Origin of the sequence: Lysinibacillus sp. KU-BSD001, from assembly GCF_042920265.1 — a bacterium.
In the GTDB taxonomy this organism is placed as follows: domain Bacteria; phylum Bacillota; class Bacilli; order Bacillales_A; family Planococcaceae; genus Lysinibacillus_B.
This window is the reverse complement of record NZ_JBDQZI010000003.1, coordinates 299,911-317,410: the sequence shown is the minus strand read 5'-3', so window position 1 is coordinate 317,410 and position 17,500 is coordinate 299,911. Positions and strand designations below refer to the sequence as shown.

Below are 17,500 nucleotides of genomic sequence, written 5' to 3'. Positions count from 1 at the left end.
CAAAACCGATGCAGCAAAGTCTACAAAACTACCAACCTAGAGCAAGAGCTGCACGTTCGCGAACATCATACTGAGAACCTAGATAGTTTTCAAAAACACGTGAACGTTTTACGTATAAATGGCAGTCTAATTCTTCTGTGAAACCGATACCGCCGTGAATTTGTACACTCTCAGCTGCAATTTTTATATAACTATCTGTTAGCAATGCCTTCGCACTATACACAACTTCTACGCAGTCCTCACTTCCGTTTTCAACTGTCCATGTTGCATAATGGCTTAATGCACGTGCGGTTTCTAGCATGACCTTTAAGTCGGCAAGGCGGTGCTTAATCGCTTGGAAGCGTCCGATTGGTTGACCGAACTGCTCGCGGATTTTGGCATACTCTGTTGCCATATCGACTAAACGATCCATACTACCAATCATCATCGAATTGATGGCTACAAGCAGTGATACTAACGCTTTTTCTATTACTTCCTCCGCATTCACATTTGCCGCCAGTTGCTGTTCTGCTGAGAGCGTGACATCATCAAATGTTAATTGGACAAATCTTTGTGTCTCATCAAAGCTCTGTTGTTCTTCGATTTTCGTCACTTGTTCTTTCGGGACGATAAACATACGTAGTTCATCCTGATTATCTTTCGCAAGTACGATAAAATCAGTCACTTGGGCTGTATAACGGACAAGTGATTTTGTTCCATTTAAAACGAAACCATCCGCTGTCTTTGTGACAGTTGTTTTCACTGTATCAAATGAATACTTCCCTTTCGGCTCGAGCCAAGCAAGAGCAAGTAAACTAGCACCTTCTGCAATGGATGATAAATAATTTTCTTTTTGTTGCTCTGTCCCATGCTCAACTAATACTGGCACGGCAAACGCTAATGTCTCTGCATAAATATCGGGCATAACGGCACGACCGAGCTCTTCCATTACAGGAATTAAGTCAATGACACCTAGTTCAATGCCTCCATAATTTTCAGGAATCGAAATGCCCATGACACCGAGCTCCGTTAATTTATCGTGTGCCTTTGTGAGTGTCGTTTCATCACCGCTTGCAAAATGACGGGCAATTTGTGTAATACTTTCTTGTGTTAATACTTTCCGCACATAGCTACGGAATTCTTCTTGTTGTTCTGTTAATGAGAAATCCATATCCATTCCCCCCTTTATCCGACCTGATTGCCTGCTTTTTCACGGCTTATATCTTTTGGTAACCCTAAAATGCGTTCCCCAATCGTATTGCGCTGAATTTCGCTCGTTCCGCCACCAATCGTCATGCCGAATGATGTTAAGAAACCATTTTGCCAGTACGTATCATACGGTGCACTTTCCTTCCAAAGTACAGCTTCTGGACCTTGTACGGATTGAATAAATGCAAATAATTCCTTCGTTAACTCTGCTACCATGAGCTTATCCATTGAACTTTCAGCACCTGGATACCCTTGCTTTAACTGCTTCGTTAAGTTTTTATAGTAACCAAATAAGGCACCTTTCGTTTTCGCATATAACTCAATCATTTTTTGACGTACAATCGGATTTTCAATAATAGCAGGCGTTGTTTTAGCCATTTTCACAAAATCTTCGAACTGCTGTTGCAATGTGAAAAGTTGACCGCCAATCCCCGTACGTTCATGCATGAGTAGTGACATCGTAACACCCCAACCTTCATCAATTGTCCCGACAATTTGATGATCATGGGCTACAACATCCGTAAAGAACACTTCATTAAAATCGTGCTCACCGTTCATCGAAATAATTGGTACGACTTCAATACCTGGCTGGTGCATGTCTACTAAAAATACAGTAATGCCTTTATGTTTTTTTTCGGGCACATTACTTGTGCGCGCGAGTAAGAAGCAATAATCCGCCACATGTCCGAAACTCGTCCAAATTTTTTGACCGTTAATAAGCCATTTATCGCCTTGTTTGACAGCACGTGTTTGAAGGGCCGCTAAATCGGAACCTGCATTCGGCTCAGAATAGCCCTGACACCAAATGGTTTCACCAGTTAAAATTTTTTCGATATGCTCTTGCTTTTGTTGTTCCGTCCCGAATTGCATTAATATAGGACCTACCATATGTGTCCCTACATAGTTGATGAGCGGAGGTGCTTTGACACGGGCCATTTCTTGTTGGAAAACAATTTCCTCCATTAATGTCGCATTACGCCCACCAAATTGTTCTGGCCAAGCAATGGCCGCTAAACCGCCTTCATGAAGCTTACGTTGCCAATCTTTTAAAAATTGAATACGGTCTTCTTCTGTTGCTGGTTGTTTATATGTGCCATCTAACCATCCTTGTGGTAAGTTTGCTTCAAGCCATGAGCGAATCTCTAAACGAAACGCTTCTTCTTTTTCTGTAAATGCAAAATCCATGAAAACCCCTCCTCTTTATCCAATTAACTCCCACTGTGGTAAAGCACGATCTTCAGTTATATCAAGCCATGTCATTTTCACCGCTTTACCAATGGCGATATCTTCTGGCTTGGCGTTAATAATATTCGCTGTAATTTGGACGCCTTCTACTTGATCCACCGCTACTTGTGCAATAATCGTTGGCAAATCATGTTGAAAGCCTGGTAACATCGGTACGTATGTCATGACAAAGGAATAAATTTCCCCCGTAATGTCATTGCCATAATTCATCCACTCCAGTGTTGGCGAACCACAATGTGGACAAGCTGGGCCAGGTGGATGAATGGCCTGTTGACAATCTCCACAACATTGAATCGCCAGTTCATGATTGTCCGCTGCATCCCAATAAGGCTGATTATCAGGTGTTTTTAGCGGAATTGGTTTTTCATATTTCGTGCTCGTTTTTTCAATCGTCATTGTGTTTTCCCCCTTAGTTACTTAAAATTAACGCACCCGCGCCATCTGGTCCTAACCACCCTGTACATAAACCGAGTTCGCACCCTTCCACTTGGCGGTCTGTTCCTTTGTATTCATGACGCAATTGGCGCGTGATTTCTAACACATTATTCATGCCATGTGTATAACCTTCTGATAACATACCACCCGCTGTATTGGATGGCAGTTTACCACCCATTTTTAAATTACCTTGTGCCACAAACTCGCCTAAGCCTTCACGCGGTGCGATTTTATAGGCTTCAAGCTGACGAAGCACTACCCAGCTATAGCAGTCATAAATTGAAGCTACATGTAAATCTTCTGGTTGAATACCTGCACTTTCATAAATACGTTCACCCACATAATCTGCTGCAACTTGCGTTAAATCGGCCCAATAATGTGAACGTGGATGCATTTCACGTGCAACTAACCCTTTAATATAGACAGGACGCGATTTACAATCTTTCGCTCGCTCTGCCGATGTAACGATAATGGCATTTGCCTCATCTGTTTCTAAACAAAAATCATGCTTTGTAAATGGATAACTTAAATGTGCGGTTTGTAAGTAGTGCTCCATCGTGAGTGGCTTCCCGTGTAGCATGGCTTTCGGGTTACGTTGTGCATGCTCATAAAAACTCACACATACATGGCCTAAATGCTCTTGTGTAAGACCTGTTTCATGCATATGGCGTGTCGCAAACATACCAAACCACTGGGATGGACTTGCCATACCGTATGGAATAATGAAGCTTCCACCGTCGATCGCATTTTGCAGCAAATCAGTACTCCAGTTCCCTCCACCCATGCGTATACCCGAACGACCGTTCATAGCACGGAAAATTAATACTGTACTCGCTTGTCCCGCTTCAATTAATGCAATCGCATCACCAATTAATAACTCCGTACTACTACCGCCCCCAACAATGTCTTTCACGTAACGTGGACGGACACCTAAGTATGTAGCTACTTGATGTGATGTACAGGAATCATGCTCTGAATAACTCATCACAGCATCGATATTTTTTGCTTCTAAGCCTGCATCGGCCAGTGCATTACGAGATGCATGTAATGCTAAGTGAAGAGGGGTTGTCCCAGAATTTTTAGAGCGTTCGCTTTCACCAACGCCAACAATTGCATATTTACTTGATAGATCCCACATAGAAAAACCTCCCGTTTGTTCATATTTTCGTAACATTCAAGTTTCTAAATTCATTATATTCAGTAAATTAAGTTTTCTTCAAACATCAATAACATAATATTTGTCTTTAAATAGACAGAATGTTTATAATTGTCTATATAAAGAAGATACATAGACAGTTTTAGAGGAGTGAGAGAATATAATGTCTAGAAAAACGATGAAAAAAAAGACGGTTACAAAACCATTAATTCGATACGCACTGATTACATTGTTAAAGGAAAAGTCATTTGAGGACATTACAGTGCATGAAATTGTAGATAAGGCACTCATTAATCGTTCGACATTTTACCTCCATTACCAAGACAAGTATGATTTATACGATGCCATCGCTGCAGATTTATTGTTGGAGCTTTCCACAACATTAGAACAAGCTAATATATATTCCTTTAAAAAGTTACTAAAAGATTACTATTATCAAAACAAACCACTCGATATTACGGTTCAATTTTTAGAACATATTCATGCCAATGCTGACTTCTATGCTGTGCTTCTGAAGCAACACCATTTCCAAATGCAATTTACGAACATCCTTTCAAATTTTATTCATAAAGGGAATGGACTACCGCGTATTATGACAAACCATATTGCTTATGGTACGGTCGGCACCATTATGGAATGGTTAACGAGAGATACCCCTTACTCGATTCACTACTTAGCGAATCTCATCAGTCGCCTTACAATTAGTGAAATTCTAGAGTACAAAAATTTGCAAATCGATTAAAAATAAAAATAAAAATAAAAATAAAAAGCAAGTTGAGTGAACGTCATCGCTTCACTCAACTTGCTTTCATTTACTTTTTACGTCCCACAAAATGTTCGATACGGACCTTCATCTGTATGAGGTGGTTCCGCAAATCGCTCATTTTCTTTCGACAGTTCATAAGGATTGGATAAGACTTCTAGAAGCTTATCCATCACTGTATAATTACCGTCGTGAACAGCAGCTGTCAGCGCCTCTTCTACGCGATGATTGCGCGGGATTACGGCTGGATTAATGCGCTTCATTACTGCTTGAACTGCTTCAAATGTTGTGTCTTGTCTTGTTAGACGTTCTTGCCACGTTTGCTCCCACGTTAAAAATTCACTGGATAAGAAAAATGGTGTAGCAGGACGATGATTTTCTGCTAATGCACGAAATGTATTTGTATAATCTGCTTCATATGTTTGCATCGCATCTAATAGCGATTTTATTAATTGTGCATCTTCACTTTCTTCCGTCATAAGCCCTAGCTTATGACGCATTCCTGCAAGCCACATTGTATAAAAATAATTTGAATAGTTGTCTAGCTTTTTTTGAGCCATGTCAGCTGCCTGTTCAATATCATCATGAATTATTGGCAATAAGCTTTCCGCAAAACGCGCTAAATTCCAGCCCGTGATTTGTGGTTGATTACCATATGCATAACGCCCTTGTGCATCAATTGAGCTAAAAACCGTCTCAAGGTGATACGTATCCATAAAAGCACATGGACCATAGTCAATTGTTTCACCACTAATCGTCACATTATCCGTATTCATCACACCATGAATAAATCCGACAAGTTGCCATTTTGCAATGAGCTCTGCTTGACGCTGCATTACTTGTTCAAACAACGCTAAATATGGATGTTCACGTTGAGCAAGCTCTGGGTAATGACGCGCAATCGTATAGTCTGCTAACTTGCGTAAATCTTCCACTTCTCCATACTTCGCCGCATATTCAAATGTTCCAACCCGAAGATGGCTTGATGCGACCCTTGTTAAAATCGCCCCTTCAAGCTCTTGCTCACGGAAAACAGGCTCACCTGTCGCGATTACGGCAAGACTACGTGTTGTTGGAATATTCAGTGCATGCATCGCTTCACTAATAATATATTCACGTAACATCGGCCCTAGTGCCGCGCGACCATCCCCGCGACGCGAATACGGTGTTCGACCCGAACCTTTTAATTGAAGATCGAAACGTTTTCCTTCTGGTGTTAATTGTTCTCCTATTAATACTGCACGCCCATCCCCAAGCATCGTAAAATGACCAAATTGATGCCCTGCATATGCTTGTGCAATTTGCGCGGCCCCTTTTGGCATCTCATTTCCTGCCAAAATAGTGACTGCCTCTGCTGTTTGCAATTGCATAGGATCAAGACCAAGCTCTTTTGCTACTGCTTCATTCAGTACAACTAATGCTGGTGCTGATACAGGATTTAGCGCGATGTTTGAATAGAAAAAATTTGGTAATGTTACATAACTATTGTCAAAATGCCAACCAACACTTGTTTCTTTATTTGTCATTTAAGCCTCTTTTCTGCTAACATGAATAGCTACCTTTTCTTTAGTCTATTTAAACTGATCCGTATAGGACAAGCATTTTGTATTGCACGTCAACGAAATCCATCACCCGGTTAGTATCCCTTCACTTCGTCAAACCCATTCACATAGAAATTTTTAACTTGTAATGAGCAAAAATACATCCTAAAAACACCAGGTAAATAGTAAAAGATATTAAATGAAAGCGTAATCGTAGCCTCCGCGCTTTGCCACAGCCTACACAGGAGCTAAAACAGGCGTGGCCTGTTTGGATCTCCTGTTCCTGCTCCTGACGCTGCGCTTTCGTCGCAAAGAAAATCTTGGCTCCTGTGGCTATGGCGCGCTACGGCAAAAGTGGATACTTCTCAATATACTAGAAAAACATTTATCTTCTTTAAAAGAAACTATTTTCTTTCCATTTGCACATATCGTCGCCTAACTTCTACTATAATCAATGAGGATATTTCATTATTTTTTAGCAACTCATTTTTTATTGAACACTAGTTGCTTGTAGCGTAGGCGCGAGAGTGTAGCTGACGGCATGCGCCTTTCGCTACAGAGCAATGTTTTTCTGCACCGAAAGCGGAGCGGCAGGTGCAAAGCTTCCTACGGGAAAAGCGAGACAATCAAGACCCCGCAGGAGCGAAGGATGAGCGACGAGGAGGCTTGATCTCGCCCGTGGAAAGCGAGTGCCGAAGCGGAAAGCAACGGTTCTCTTCGATGGTAATATATTTACTCACCATGAGTTTTATTTCATTTTCTGTCCATTTCAGCAGGATTAATTCCATTATATGGAGAAGTTAAATAGCGTATCATATTATTGGGAGGCGTGGATGATGAGTAAAAAGGTTTTAATTATTGCTGGTGATGCAGTAGAAGCACTAGAAGTGTATTATCCATATTACCGCTGCTTAGAAGCAGGCTTCGATGTAACAATTGCTGCACCTTCAGTAAAAAAGCTACAAACTGTTGTACATGACTTTGTGGATGGGATGGATACTTATATTGAACGTCCAGCATACGGACTTGAAGCACATGAAGCATTTGAAAACATTAAGCCAGAACAATATGATGGACTCATTATCCCAGGTGGTCGTGCACCTGAATATATTCGTTTAAATGAGCATGTGCCGGCAATCGTCAAACATTTCTTCGAGGCCAATAAACCAATTGCAGCCGTGTGTCATGCAGCTCAAATTTTCGCTACGATTCCAGAAGTACTCAATGGTCGTGAGCTCACAGCGTATATCGCTTGTAAGCCAGAAGTAAAAGTCGCCGGAGGTACGTATATCGACACAAACCTGCATGTCGATGAAAATTTAGTAAGTGGTCATGCTTGGCCAGATTTACCAGGTTTAATGAAGGAGTTTATCTCTTTGTTAGAAGGTTCTGTTGTTGAATCTTATTAAGTATGTATAAAAACAGTTGGGGGTAGCTCCCAACTGTTTGTTTATTTTACTATCTATTCGAAGGCTATACTTTATCGCGTATTAATCGTTACGGTCTTAATTGTTGTAAAGAACTCTTTTGCAGCTTGTCCCTGCTCGCGTGCCCCGGTACTTGAATTTTTCATGCCTCCAAAGGGTGCTTGTGGTTCCGCGCCACCTGTTTCATCATTCACCTGCACAAGGCCTACTTCACTACGTTCTATAAAATCAAATGCCTTTTGTATGTTCGTCGTATAGATGGAAGCACTTAAACCAAACTCTGTATCATTCGATAGCTTGATTGCTTCCTCATAATCCTTTACTTTCATCACAGCTAACACTGGGCCAAAAATTTCCTCGCATGCGACAGACATCGTATGGTTCACATCTGTAAAAATCGTCGGATCAATAAAGTATCCTTCTTCCTTTCCTTTAGTAGCCGTACCACCTACTACTAATGTCGCCCCTTCCGCTTTCGCTTTGTCGATTGCTGCTAAAATATTAGTATACTGCTCTTTCGATGAAACAGGACCCATTGTTACGCCGACTTCAATTTTTTTCGCTTCTGCTATTATTTTTTCTAACGCTTTTTCATATACCGCTTCTTCAATATACACCCGGCTCGTAGCAGTACAGCGCTGACCTGTTTGCTTCATCGCACCTTCCACTGTTAAACGAGCAGCTACGTCTAAATCTGCATCGGCTAAAATAATCGCTGCATTTTTTCCACCAAGCTCTAGCTGGATTTTTTTCTTCGTATGACCTACCGTATTTAAAATATTTTGCCCTACCCCATTTGAACCCGTAAATGTAATCGCTTTTACTTCAGGCGCTTCTACTAACACTTGCCCTACTGTCGAACCTCGGCCTTGAACAACTTGCAGCACATGTTTTGGCAAGCCCGCTTGCTCAAATAATTCGCCGAGTAGCTTCCCTGTTAACGCCACTTCAATAGAAGGCTTCCATACAACGGTATTTCCATATACGAGCGCAGGTGCAATTTTCCATAATGGAATCGCTACAGGGAAATTCCAAGGTGTAATGGCTACAATCACGCCCAGTGGTACACGTTTTGTATACAATAGCTTGGCTTCACTTACGGATGGCAGTACTTCACCTGTAGAACGCATCCCTTCTTGGGCAAAGTAACGTAAAATCGAAGCGCCACGTTTTACTTCTCCGATCATTTCATTTTTTGTTTTTCCCATTTCTTTAGACGCTGTTTCTGCAACGATATCTATATTTTCTTCCAGTAATTGTGCCATCATACGTAAAATGTCCCCTCTTGCAACAGATGACGTATTTTTCCATCCTTCAAATGCTTCTTGAGCCACAGTTAAAGCTGCCTTTGTTTCCTCAATTGACATGAGCTCTACTTGCCCTACACATTCAGATGGGCATGCAGGATTAAACTGCTGACGAATTTCTTTCACAATTGTAGTCATAAAACTCCTCCTTTACACTGCTACAGTTTGGAATAACTCTTTTAATGGTGTATATAGCAAATTATGTGCTTTCGCTACAGCTTCACATGTGATCTTTCCACTCGTGACATTGATTCCTTTCGCTAACGCCTCATTATCCATGGCCGCTGTTTTATAGCCTTTATTTGCGATTTGCAATGCATAAGGTACCGTGACATTCGTTAAAGCAATCGTAGAAGTACGAGCTACTGCACCTGGAATATTCGCTACAGCATAATGAAGAACGCCGTGTTTCTCATATACCGGATGACTATGTGTTGTAATGCGATCAATCGTCTCAATCGAGCCGCCTTGGTCAATCGCGACATCAATAATAACCGATCCCTTTGGCATTTCTTGCACCATTGTCTCTGTCACTAGACGTGGTGCACGTGCCCCTGGAATTAATACCGCACCAATTAATAAATCAGCCTCTTTCACTTCTTCCGCAATATTAAATGTGTTAGACATGCGCGTCTTTAAACGGCCTGAAAATTGATCATCTAATTGGCGAAGACGCTCTATGTTTGTGTCTAAGATTGTGACCTCTGCTCCTGCACCAACAGCCATTTTAGCCGCATTCGTTCCAACAATTCCGCCACCTACAATGACTACTTTCGCTGGCGGTACACCTGGCACTCCCCCTAACAAGATCCCTTTCCCACCTTCATGCTTCTCTAAAAAATGAGCCCCTAACTGTACCGACATACGACCCGCTACCTCGCTCATTGGCATCAATAACGGTAGCGCCCCGTTTGGTAATTGAATAGTTTCATAAGCAATGGCTGTAACGCCTTTTTCCATTAACTGCTTTGTTAACTCTGGCTCTGGTGCTAAATGTAAATACGTAAATACGATTAAATCTTTCTTAAAGAAGCCATATTCTTCTGGTAACGGCTCTTTCACTTTGATGACCATTTCTACATCCCATGCTTCCTTAGCCGAGCCCACAATTTCAGCCCCTACTTCTTGATAAGCTTCATTCGTAAAGCCACTGCTAAGCCCTGCATCTGTCTCCACTTTTACCGTATGACCGTTTTTTACTAATTCAAAAACCCCACTTGGTGTCATCGCCACTCGATTTTCATTATTTTTTACTTCTTTAGGGATCCCAATAATCATTTAACCTTCGCCTCTTTCTGAACATAATTTTTTTGTACATATTCAAATGTTTCATCTAATATACGTAACATTTCATCTACTTCTGCTTTTGATAATATTAACGGCGGAGAGAATACGACTGTGTCCTGATCGTATGTGACCGTTCTTAAAATGAGCCCGCGCTTCATCGTTTCCTGTACAAAAATCGGGCTTAGTGGCGTATCAAATAACTCGCCCGTTTCACGACTCTTTGTTAATTCAATTGCTCCTAGTAAGCCAAACGTACGTACACCGCTAATAAAGTCATACTTTTCTTGGAGCATTTTAAAGCCTTCGAGCAGTGCGTCGCCCATTTTAGCTGCATTTTCAACTAATCCTTCTTGCTCAACAATTTCAATGTTTTTTAGCCCAATTCGACAAGCTAAGGCATGCCCGCTATACGTATAACCATGCATTAATGTCCCTTTGGATAATTCACAAAAATCTTTATGCATCTTTTCGGAAATAATGACACCGCCTAACTGGACATATCCACTTGATACGCCTTTAGCAAATGACATCATATCCGGTACTACCCCAAAATGCTCCATGCCGAACATTTTCCCCGTACGACCAAATCCAGTAATCACTTCATCCGCGATAAATAAAATGCCGTATTCATCACAAATTTGGCGAATTTCTTTAAAATAATCTTTTTGTGGAACATTTACGCCTCCTGCCCCTTGTACTGGTTCAGAAATAAACGCTGCTACCGTTTCAGGTCCTAAAGCTTCAATTGTTTCACGTAAATGCTGTGGTGAATCTTTATAAACATAATGGAAGTCAGGTGCAGGTGAATTCGTAAAATCACGAAATGCTTGTAATCCCGTTGCATTTGTTGCACCCATTGCTACACCATGATAAGAATGCGTACGGGAAATAATTTTTTGGCGTTGCGGTTGGCCTTTTAGTAACCAGTAATGACGCGCTAATTTAATTGCTGTATCATTTGATTCAGAGCCACCTGACGTGAAAAATACCGTGTTTAAATCACCTGGTGCTAATTCGGCAATTTTCGTTGCCAATAAAATAGCTGGTTCATTACTAAATGTTGCAAAGCATGAACTGAATGCTAGCTTAGCCATTTGTTCTTTTGCGACTTCGGCCATTTCCTCGCGACCGTGCCCTATGTTTACATTCCATAAAGAGGACATCCCATCAATGTACGTTTTGCCTTCTATATCCTTTAAATAAATCCCTTTACCTTCTGTAAAAATTGCTGCTGGTCCATCCAGTTGCTGTTGTGCAACAGATGTAGTCGGGTGCAGAAAATGCTTTTGATCTAATTTTTTTAAATCTTCTTTTAATTGAATCGTCAATGTAACCAACCCTCTTTCTAAAAAAGTTTTTACATTGTTATAGAAGCAATTATCGTGCCAACTGTTTATAAAAATGATTTTTTTATGAATTTTTTTATTTATTCTGATCGGAAAGCATTTTCGCCAACCGCAAATGCAAATGCAAAAGGCACTTACTTCTGTAAAGAATAAACTGTACTTTTATATACTTGTAATAAGTAAAAATATATCCTAAACATATTAGAGAATTAGTAAGAGAGTAGTATCGCAGCCTCCACGCTTTGCCACAGCCTACACAGGAGCTAAAACAGGCGGGGCCTGTTTGGATCTCCTGTTACGGCTCCTGTGGCGATGGCGCGCTACGGCAAAGGTGAATACTTCTTAATATTCTAAACAAGTATTTACCTTCGCTAAAAGAAATCATTTTCTTTTCGTTTGCACTTATAACCGCCCAGCCTCTACCGTAATGAATGAGAATCTTTCATTATTTTTAAGCAACCGATTATTGTATTGAACAATAGTTGCTTGTAGCGGAGGCACGAGACTCCTACGGGAAAAGCGAGACAATCAAGACCCCACAGGAGCGAAGGATGAGCGACGAGGAGGCTTGATCTCGCCCGTGGAAAGCGAGTGCCGGAGCGGAAAGCAACGGTTACTTAAATGGTAATATCTGTTTCAGAATTTGCTCATTATGAGTTCTTAATTAAAAAGAGCAGCACTCTAAAAGCACATGAAGTGACGGGCAGCAAGTGTAGCTGAAGACATTCGCCTTTTGCTACAGAACAAAGCTTCCTGCGGGATAACCTTGAACGGAAAGCGACCGCCCGTAGTGGAATGTACGGTCAGGTACATATTTGGGTGAAGAGCCATTTTTATGATGCAATTTTGCTTATTAATTCGTAATAATTCATTATCCGTAATGCGTAATTGCATTCTTTGATGTAGTTACGCATATGTGATGCAAAAACACATCATTTTATCATTCCTCATACGATACTTGCTTCATTAATTTATACCGTTGAATTTTACGAACTAAGGTGGATTGATCACAGCCTAGCACTTTGGCTGCTTGTCGCACACTTTTACTTTCAGATAACGCTTTTTTAATCACTTCCTTTTCAAACATAGCCACCTGCTCTTTAAGTGTTCCAGCGTAATGATCAAGCATGGGCTTTTCCATGCACTCGTTTCGTTCGCGATGATTTTCTTTATTTTTAGTAATCAACATACTCTTGTCTAATTCTTCTTGTATCACATTGACCCCAATTTCTGGTTGTGTAGCGAGTAAACAAATACGTTCGACCATATTTTTTAATTGCCTTACATTACCTGGCCAATTATATTGTTCTAACATCTTTAATGCCCTACTATCGATTGTGCGATGAATACCGTATTTTTCTTCAATCAGTGCTACAAAATGATTGATCATCGGGATAATATCCTCTCGCCTTTCACGCAAAGGAGGAATATCAATCGGAATAATATTTAATCGATAATATAAATCTTCTCTAAAGAGACCTTGTCTTACCATATCTTCTAAATTTCTATTCGTAGCAGCTATAATCCGAACATCAATCGGAATAGGCTTTGTGCTCCCGATCCGCTGAACTTCAGATTCTTGTAGCACCCGTAACAATTTAGCTTGCAATGGTAAAGACATCTCCCCAATTTCATCTAGAAAAATCGTTCCACCTGAAGCAATTTCAAATAGTCCAAGCTTCCCTCCTTTAACGGCACCTGTAAAGGACCCTGCTTCATAACCAAAAAGCTCCGATTCAAGCAGTGTTTCAGGAATGGCACTACAATTGATTGTCAGCATTTGCTCATCGCTTCTTCTACTATTCGCATGGATGAGTTTCGTAATTTCTTCTTTCCCTACCCCAGATTCTCCACCAATTAAAATCGTTGAATCTACTTCAGCCACACGCATTACTCGTTTGACGACTTGTATCATAGCTGGAGATATCGCAATTAAGCTCGGTTTCATTGATTCTTTATGATGTAACGCATGGATTTTATTTTTGAAGTTTTCATTTTGAATTTCTAGCTTTTGTACTTCTGACTCTAGACGCTTTAGCTGTGTCATATCACGAGTAATCGCTACAACATATTGTAAAGTCCCTTCCGAATCAAATATCGGTTTACCTGTGACTAAAAAGCATCTACCATTCATGAACGTTTGCAAAATGGTGACTTTTTCTTTCAGTTCAATCACTTTTAAAGAAATAGAATCACTCATTATACCTTCTTCGATGACGTCCTTCGCATACCTACCCATTAAATTAATGCCTACTATTTCAATATCAATATCGTTTTGAAATAAAATTTTCCCGTTGCGATCACAAATAGTGATTCCCTCAGAAATGGAATTCAGCACGTTTTTAGATAATCGTGTGATAGCGTGTATATCACTTAATGATTGCAAAGGCCTTAAAGTAAATAGGGTGCCTTTTGTCGATTCAACTACATGCACTAAGTAACCTTCTGCTTCGTATATTTCGATACCCTTTTTATAATTGTTCACAATTTTGTTCATCAACTCGAGTGGAAGTTGGCTAGAAATTGTAATTTCATCATTATTCACAACGAAAAAATGTTCCTTTTTATATAATTCTAGTGATTTCAACCTTTGCCACATCCTATCATGCAAAATTTGAATACCCTTAGATAGATAAACTATCTAAGGGTATTCATCATCTATCTAGTTCAGTTCTTAAAATCTAATTCGATTCAGGTGTTAAATTCTCCTCTATGTTTTCAGATTTTTCAGAAACAGGAGAAGATAATTTTTTCATAAGGAAAAACAGCACGATTGAACCGACGAGTACCCCTGTACTTAAATAGAACTGCGCACGTAAAGATTCAATGAGCATCTGACATAAGTACACAACAGCTAATAGCGCAATCGTTACATATGATAAGTATGGAAATGCCCACATTTTAATCGCTAACGGCTTTCCAGAAACTTGATTATAATGTTTCCGGAAACGAATTTGTGAAATCGCGATAAAGATATATACCGCGATCATTAGTCCACCTACACAGTTTCCAAGAAAATAGAAAATAACGTCTGGTGAAACAAAGTATAACATGGCACAAATATATGCAACGACTGTACTCCCGATAATTGCTGGAACAGGTGCACCACGTTTGTTTTTAATTTGCGAGAAAATTTTCGGTGCATCTCCTTGTCTCGACATTTCTAGTAGCATACGAGAGCTCGTATACAGTGCAGAATTTAATACAGATATTAACGAGACGAAAATGACAACTTGTATAATTTGGGCCGCAATTGGCAAGCCCGCCATTGATAAAATATTAGCATAAGGTGCCGCTAAGTTATCCATATCATTCCAAGGTAAAATCATGACCATGATCGCCACTGAGCCTACGAAAAACAATCCTAGACGGAAGACAACATTCCGAATAGCTGTCACAATATTTTTTGCTGGATTTTCTGATTCAGCAGCCGCTATTGCCGCTACCTCTGCCCCACAAATAGAGAAGATAACAAAAACAATAGCCGTTAAGATCGGGACAATCCCGTTTGGTGCAAATCCACCATACGCTGTTAAAATACCTAGCCCCTGTGGTTCATAGTTTGGCCAAATGCCTAAAATCATTGCTGTACCAACAACTAAAAATACAATAATTGCCGTCACCTTAACAAATGATAGCCAATACTCAAACTCTCCAAATGATTTAACAGAATATATATTGATAATCGTCATTAACAATGTAATACCGACGCCACCTGCCCATACTGGGATAAAAGGGAACCATCCGTTCAGTATACCACCAATTAATGCCGCTTCTAAACCAACGATAAATACCCAACTCGCCCAATAAAGCCATCCTACTGTAAAACCTGCCCATGGGCCAATATATTTCCCTGCATAAGACGCAAATGAACCGAGCTCGGCAGAACCATTCGATTTCTCTCCCATCGCTATTTCTCCCGAAGCCATTTCCCCTACCATTTGCATAATTAAGACAATGAGCAAACACGCAATGGCATATGATACGACTGCAGCTGGACCTGTACTTAAAATATTTTTACCTGTTCCAACAAATAATCCTGTACCAATTACCCCACCAATCGAAATCATTGTAATGTGCCGTGACTTTAGTGATTTTTGTAACGCCCCCATTAAACCACCCCTTAATATTTAGTATGTTGACAGTTGCTAGCTCTTCACATCTAGACAACGCCTTAATGTTTAACAAGCAACTTCGATGCCAAAATCTACTTAAAGAACAAAAAAAATTAAAATTAAACAAACTTTATTACCCTATGATGCATTTTATTTTGTATTTTTTTAAATCTATGGGGGTCTAACAAGTCTATACTCCATTCATATGCTAAAAGATTTTACACTAGTGTTTTCTTTAGTAGCACGAGTATGTGTACAGCATCTAGTTTGGATAGACAATAATCGAGAAATGATGTTTTCCATCAACAACGATGCAAAAACACATCAAAATATGCAATTTCACACAACGCTATCATGGACCCGATTAAACGAGCTGACAATATTCATCTCTTCACGATACTTCGCTACTGTTCTTCTTGAGATTTGAATCCCTTCTTCACATAAAATTTGCGTAATATGCTGATCTGCTAACGGGCGCTGTTTGTTTTCATTTTCGATTAATTGTTTAATTCGTTTTTTTACATAAATGACGGAATCCATTTTCCCTGACGCATTAATTAAGCCTTTTGTAAATAAGGATTGTAGCGCATATATACCATGTGGCACTTGAATATACTTCCCGCGAATCGCACGACTAATAGTAGATTCATGGACATGCAATTGATCCGCAATATCCTTTAAGCGCATCGGTTTTAACGCTTCCATTCCTGTACTAAAAAAGTCAGCCTGTATTTCTAGTAACATACGAATTAACTCATAAATTGTTTTATCGCGTTGCTCAATTCCTTGTATTAACGCAAGAGCATCTTTCATCGACTGCTTATAGTAATATTTATGATTGGCATCATTTTTTAAAAGACGTACATAGCTTTCGTTAATGGAAACGGATGGTAAATGATGATCATTTAACAATACAATCCATTCACCCTCTACTTGTTTGACTTCTACATCTGGAAACACATAAGGAATCTTTTCAAACTGATCCTCTGTTACTATCGGTTTTAACCTTTGAATATAGGCAACCGTTTTTTTTACTTCGTCCATCTTACATTTATATTTTCTACTTAATTGCTTAAACGATTGTGTCGATACGAGCTCTAAATCATTCGAAATAAATGGAATGGCTAGTGCAGGTGCCAACAAATCTTGATCGACTTGAATGAGTAAATATTCTTTAAAATTTCGCGCGCCTACACCAATCGGTTCAAATGTTTGCAGTAATTGGAGTAACACTTCGACATGGGCATATGTCGTTTTAAATTGGTGAGCAACTACTGTTAAATCCACATCTAAAAATAACCGCTCATCCAATGATTGAATTAAAAAAGTTAAAATCTTCAAATCGATTGGACTTAAATTTTTGTGCAGTGGTATTTGCTCTAATAAATAATTTTCATAACTTTCCTTTTGAGCAAGCTGCATTTCTATAAAATTAAATGATGGGTCATGAGGGGTATATGCCTTTCTACTCGTTGGATTAGAAGGGATCGATGCTAGTTTCATAATTTCCTCATAATTCTTTTTCACTTTCGCATCTTCAACGATTAATAGTGGATTTTCGTTTGCCTTTTCATAAATGTATTGCTCTAATTCGTTGCTAGAATATTGGAGTATTTCTAAGTGTTGCATCAGCTGTGCCGTTAAAACTTGCGTTACTTGCTGTGAAGTGTTGATCATCATTTGCATTCCA

At 39.8% G+C, this 17,500-nt stretch carries 14 protein-coding genes; 3 read left to right on the top strand and 11 right to left on the bottom strand.

Translation table 11 applies throughout. The features are described from left to right. Positions 1–28 precede the first annotated feature (28 nt). The 4 genes from AAGS61_RS06855 to AAGS61_RS06840 are packed head-to-tail and all read right to left on the bottom strand — an operon-like array spanning position 29 to position 4,006. The gene (locus AAGS61_RS06855) at positions 29–1,150 is read right to left on the bottom strand and encodes an acyl-CoA dehydrogenase family protein (protein ID WP_391369193.1); all 1,122 of its coding nucleotides are present in this window, start codon (positions 1,148–1,150) and stop codon (positions 29–31) included. A gap of 14 nt (positions 1,151–1,164) precedes the next feature. Next, complete coding sequence (locus tag AAGS61_RS06850) at positions 1,165–2,373, bottom strand: acyl-CoA dehydrogenase family protein (protein ID WP_391369191.1); 1,209 nt, start codon at positions 2,371–2,373, stop codon at positions 1,165–1,167. Between the two features lie 15 nt (positions 2,374–2,388). Beyond that, a complete protein-coding gene (locus AAGS61_RS06845) occupies positions 2,389–2,829 on the bottom strand; it encodes a Zn-ribbon domain-containing OB-fold protein (RefSeq protein ID WP_391369188.1) in 441 nt (146 codons plus the stop codon). Positions 2,830–2,842: 13 nt separating this feature from the next. Further along, positions 2,843–4,006, bottom strand: coding sequence for a thiolase C-terminal domain-containing protein (locus tag AAGS61_RS06840; protein WP_391369185.1), 1,164 nt, complete (start codon positions 4,004–4,006; stop codon positions 2,843–2,845). A gap of 181 nt (positions 4,007–4,187) precedes the next feature. Between AAGS61_RS06840 and AAGS61_RS06835 the strand changes: the two genes are divergently transcribed. Then, entirely contained in the window at positions 4,188–4,766 is a 579-nt protein-coding gene (locus AAGS61_RS06835; protein ID WP_391369182.1) for a TetR/AcrR family transcriptional regulator, read from the top strand. A 77-nt stretch (positions 4,767–4,843) separates the two neighbouring features. Here AAGS61_RS06835 and AAGS61_RS06830 read toward each other — a convergent pair whose 3' ends face one another. Continuing rightward, entirely contained in the window at positions 4,844–6,313 is a 1,470-nt protein-coding gene (locus AAGS61_RS06830; protein ID WP_391369179.1) for a protein adenylyltransferase SelO, read from the bottom strand. Positions 6,314–6,587: 274 nt separating this feature from the next. Here AAGS61_RS06830 and AAGS61_RS06825 point away from each other — a divergent pair, with 274 nt between their 5' ends. Next, positions 6,588–6,767: a hypothetical protein gene (locus AAGS61_RS06825; RefSeq protein WP_391369177.1), complete on the top strand. Its 180-nt coding sequence runs from the start codon at positions 6,588–6,590 to the stop codon at positions 6,765–6,767. Positions 6,768–7,164: 397 nt separating this feature from the next. Next, positions 7,165–7,737, top strand: a complete 573-nt coding sequence (locus AAGS61_RS06820) for a DJ-1/PfpI family protein (RefSeq protein ID WP_391369174.1) — start codon at positions 7,165–7,167, stop codon at positions 7,735–7,737. Between the two features lie 71 nt (positions 7,738–7,808). Here AAGS61_RS06820 and AAGS61_RS06815 read toward each other — a convergent pair whose 3' ends face one another. The 6 genes from AAGS61_RS06815 to rpoN form a co-directional block, all read right to left on the bottom strand. Beyond that, positions 7,809–9,200, bottom strand: coding sequence for an aldehyde dehydrogenase family protein (locus AAGS61_RS06815; protein WP_391369172.1), 1,392 nt, complete (start codon positions 9,198–9,200; stop codon positions 7,809–7,811). 12 nt (positions 9,201–9,212) lie between these two features. Further along, on the bottom strand, positions 9,213–10,340 hold the full coding sequence (gene ald, locus AAGS61_RS06810) for an alanine dehydrogenase (protein WP_391369168.1): 1,128 nt from the start codon (positions 10,338–10,340) through the stop codon (positions 9,213–9,215). Next, positions 10,337–11,677 carry an aspartate aminotransferase family protein gene (locus AAGS61_RS06805; RefSeq protein ID WP_391369166.1) on the bottom strand — a complete coding sequence of 447 codons (1,341 nt, stop codon included), beginning with the start codon at positions 11,675–11,677 and terminating at the stop codon, positions 10,337–10,339. Before AAGS61_RS06805 ends, ald begins: the two co-directional genes overlap by 4 nt. 958 nt (positions 11,678–12,635) lie before the next feature. After that, positions 12,636–14,282: a sigma-54 interaction domain-containing protein gene (locus tag AAGS61_RS06800; RefSeq protein ID WP_391369163.1), complete on the bottom strand. Its 1,647-nt coding sequence runs from the start codon at positions 14,280–14,282 to the stop codon at positions 12,636–12,638. A 94-nt stretch (positions 14,283–14,376) separates the two neighbouring features. Beyond that, a complete protein-coding gene (locus AAGS61_RS06795) occupies positions 14,377–15,807 on the bottom strand; it encodes an amino acid permease (RefSeq protein ID WP_391369160.1) in 1,431 nt (476 codons plus the stop codon). 342 nt (positions 15,808–16,149) lie between these two features. Further along, positions 16,150–17,496 carry an RNA polymerase factor sigma-54 gene (gene rpoN / locus AAGS61_RS06790; protein WP_391369157.1) on the bottom strand — a complete coding sequence of 449 codons (1,347 nt, stop codon included), beginning with the start codon at positions 17,494–17,496 and terminating at the stop codon, positions 16,150–16,152. Between the last annotated feature and the right edge of the window lie 4 nt (positions 17,497–17,500).